This window comes from Asticcacaulis sp., assembly GCF_035497195.1.
Lineage (GTDB): Bacteria > Pseudomonadota > Alphaproteobacteria > Caulobacterales > Caulobacteraceae > Asticcacaulis.
In genome coordinates this window covers 1-3,781 of record NZ_DATJDZ010000028.1, presented here as the reverse complement: position 1 = coordinate 3,781, position 3,781 = coordinate 1, and the positions used below count along the sequence as shown (strand labels likewise).

The following is a 3,781-nucleotide window of genomic DNA, read 5'->3' as shown; positions in this document are numbered from 1 at the left end:
TGGATAGTGGATAGTGGATAGTGGATAGTGGATAGTGGATAGTGGATAGTGGATAGTGGATAGTGGATAGTGGATAGTGGATAGTGGATAGTGGATAGTGGATAGTGGATAGTGGATAGTGGATAGTGGAGGATAGGCGCGTTATAATCAGGGAGAAAATTTGCACCCCAGGCAGTCAGCTCATCAAAAATCCGCAGCCATTAACGTCTCACGTCGAGCTATTATCGTACAGTAATATAAATGCAGCTCACGATCAAATATAAAATTTATTTCCACATAAAAAAATGAATGGGGACGCCACCTTATTGCCAGTTCTTGCGGGCATGGCCAATCTGCAACTCTGCCCCCTGTTCGGTTTAAGCCTGGGCGGGAGAGTTGATCGCTTTACCTTTTAAATGTATGACATTGAGATGATCATAAAGACAAAAGACTCGCCTGAGACCTTAACTAAGGCTCATACCTATTCTGCGCCGGCTCTGGAAAAGGGCTTCAATGTTATTGAACTCCTGGCGGAGAATCCTCAGGGCCTGACCATTTCGGAAATTGCAGCCGGCCTCGGACTTTCGATGAGCGAGATTTTTCGGATCATCATGGTGATGGAACGGCGGGGCTGGCTGAAACGGAAGGCGGGGGACCGCCTGAGAGTCGCCACGAAAGTCCTCGACCTCGCTTTTAAATCCACGCCAGCCGAAGAATTGATTCAAGCCGCCGCCCCGCTTATGCGCGAGCTTGTCCAAAGGGTTGAACAGTCATGCCATCTGGTCATTGGCAACGGGAATAGCGGCCTGGTCGTTTTTCGGCAGCAAGCGCCAGGGCCGACCGTTTTCGCTGTTCGTATCGGTGCGGGAATCGCCCTTGAGGACAGTTGTTCCGGCCACGTGCTCCTGGCCTTCAATGCCCTTGACCTGGACCCGAGCCTTACAGTCGCCGCGCAGAGCGGCCCCTTGAGCGCAACGCTGCAACGTGTTCGCGCACGCGGCTATGAGATGATGAAAAGCACACGGACTCTGGGCGTCACAGATTTAAGTTATCCGGTATTTGACGGCCAGGGCCACGCATTCGCCGCCCTTACCATTCCGTTCTTGCAACTTGTTGACGGCACACAAACTGTGGATAGCAAAGAAGCACGCATTTGCCTTCAGGAGATTGCCTCGCGAATTTCCGACGAATTGAGCGGCGCCCGGTAATCTATAAGGCTACTTAAGGGCCTCACACCATACGAATTTGTCATCAAAAAGTGGAAATCTGAGCCAAATACCTTCAAATGCGCTGTAGCCCATCAAGCACCCGGACTAAACACCTAGCATCAGCGCTATGCCCGTATCACTTGACGGCACCATTTAGCAGCGGCTTTAGGAGGAATGGTCCGCCTATTGCGATGGACTTCGACCGTCTTTGATATTTAGGCTGATCGTTGACTTTTAGTCTGGGAACTATCTCTCAGCTCATCCAAATAGTCCGACCACCATTGCGCCATTTTCACACGCTCCTCCCAATATGCCCCCCGATTGTACGCTCGCCTGACCTTGTTTTTATCCTGGTGAGCAAGCGCCGCCTCGATAGCATCTGGCCTCCATTGTCCGGACTGTTTCAGTAAGGTACTTGCGGTGCTCCGTAAGCGGTGTCTTGCTCACACATTGATCAAACCTGTGATCGTGCCACGGATAACTGAGAACCTGTTGCTGGACCTAGCTCTAACATATCCCGGCAAAGTGACGATCGTTCCGTTTTCTAAGCCGATCGAGGGGAAGACTGGCGCGGATTGGGCGTGGGCTTTCGAAAGTGCTGATGGGGCCTACAACTACCCGATGATGGTCCAAGCGAAAGTACTGGATGCACTTGATCGAGACTATGGTGAAATTCCACGCAAGATCGGAACTTCTTCCGTTCGACAGATCGACAGACTTATTGATACGGCCAATGGCTTCGGCTTCCCTGCATTTTATGCGTTTTATAATCACTTAAATGATTTGAACCGAGTGCCGTCCAATTGCCATTCGTTGGACATCACGCGATCAGGACCAATCTCGGAAACGTGGGGAGTGTCAATCGCACCAGCTGAGAATGTAAGGAAGGCGCTAAATGATGTTACGTTCGAGACCCATAAAGCTCATTCTATTCCACTGCACTGTTTGATATGTTCTCACGCGCAGGGCACACCCGGGCCTTCTGGCTCGCCTGGGAGAATTGCGGGAAATTTTGCCCTAGGAACGTTTTCCAAAATGCCAGGTCTACCTCCTGGTGATCCAGATGCGGACGATCTCGATCAATTTGGCCCAACGTGCCGAACCGTAGGTGGTGACATGGTGGCTTTGACGCGCACGCCACAACGAACCAAAGATGGCTGCCAAACATCCCAAAAAACCGCTGCATGCCGCCACGACACCTGACCGGAAAAACACCTCTGGCGCATAGGCATCAAAGAAATACCACCAGACGAACAGTTGCCACGGGCGATAGACCGGCACCCCGAAGAACAGAAACCACGGCTCGCCCAACCCCGCCTGAAACCCCAGTTGCAATGCTGCACACTGTGTCCCGGCCCAAACGCCAACAACCACAACCAACAGCACGATCAGTATCTGGCCAATGAGAAATTTGGTTGGGGTCACGACCGTCGCTCGCGCAGCGCGGCTGATCGCCGCTTTCAGAGGTCATGATCGCTGACTACGTGTAAAGCTGAAACTGCCCTCAACCCCGCTTGACGGTGCTTTTCGTGGACCTTGGTCGCAGAGGTGCGCCACACGTCCAGTTATGGCAATTGACGACGCCCCCCAGGCCCGCTAAGCGCCCCATTCCAGACATTCTGCAGTTGGTTGCGTGGACGGCCCGAAACCAGACATAGGTGACACGGCGCTCCCTACTCCGCACTGCTGGATTATTTTTTCGGGGCGACGTCGACCGTTATCGCCAACTGGCTGAGATGATTTTCCTATTTCAGGAGGCGAGGAGCGCTACATCCTCCGCCCCCTGAATTCAAAGTTCGCCCTCACGTCGAATTAGGTTTGAAATTGTAGATCCGGATCTCATCAAAAAAGGCCAGTTTCGATGAAGAGATAATGTGGCGCTACTCCAGCAATTTGACGAGGTCACGGTTCTAGCGCGTATTGTCGAGTGTAGGCAGCTTCCAACCCGGCTTAATATCACTCAGTCACAACGGTAGTTCTTGTAAGAGGTCTCTGATCAGATCAACCGACAGGATATGATGCAGTTTGTTTAAGAGGGAAATCTGAACCGTTATCGGTCTTGAGTGGGTGATGACGGGCTGAACCGCCGTCGGTTTAGCAAGCGGAATAGCCTATCAGCCAAATCACCGCCTTGGGTCGCTAATGTTGCGATGATCGTATTGATCGCGTCTTGTTTACTTGAAGCTCTTTGCAAAATCGGGAGCGCTTCACCGCGCAATGCACCAGTGTCCGGAACGAGATCGCCTCTATTCCGAAGGTGATCAGGGCATCGAAAAGAACAATCCCTACCAATAGTTTGACATCGGCACCCCAGCAACAAAAAGCCGGCGGATGTCACAGGGAAGGGACATCCGCCGGTAAAACCGGTCCGCGCACAGGGAGGAAAGAAGCGCAGATCCGGTAAGGTGTTAGAAGCTAGCTCTGACGCCAGCTGTTATGCGTTTGCCTGGTTCTTCGAGCGTGAGCAGGCGTTCTTCATAGGCGGCATAGGAGCGGGTCTTTTCATCGGTCAGGTTGAGCCCTTCGATGAAAGCGGTCAGATGGGGGGTGACCTTGTAGCTGGCCTGCATGTCGAGTTGGCCATAGGCATCGTA

3 protein-coding genes and 1 pseudogene are annotated in these 3,781 nt (G+C 52.4%); 2 read left to right on the top strand and 2 right to left on the bottom strand.

All coding sequences use genetic code 11. The annotated features are described in order from the left end of the window. The first annotated feature begins 410 nt into the window (after positions 1-410). Positions 411-1,187, top strand: a complete 777-nt coding sequence (locus VL130_RS17410; protein WP_325364894.1) for an IclR family transcriptional regulator — start codon at positions 411-413, stop codon at positions 1,185-1,187. 420 nt (positions 1,188-1,607) lie between these two features. Further along, positions 1,608-1,970 (top strand): annotated as a pseudogene (locus VL130_RS19580) (DUF6615 family protein); the annotation flags it as partial. 261 nt (positions 1,971-2,231) lie between these two features. On the opposite strand, the gene VL130_RS17405 reads toward VL130_RS19580, so the two are convergent. Then, positions 2,232-2,612, bottom strand: a complete 381-nt coding sequence (locus VL130_RS17405) for a hypothetical protein (RefSeq protein WP_325364892.1) — start codon at positions 2,610-2,612, stop codon at positions 2,232-2,234. Between the two features lie 983 nt (positions 2,613-3,595). Next, on the bottom strand, positions 3,596-3,781 hold a 186-nt coding region (locus tag VL130_RS17400; protein WP_325364890.1), incomplete at its 5' end, for a hypothetical protein.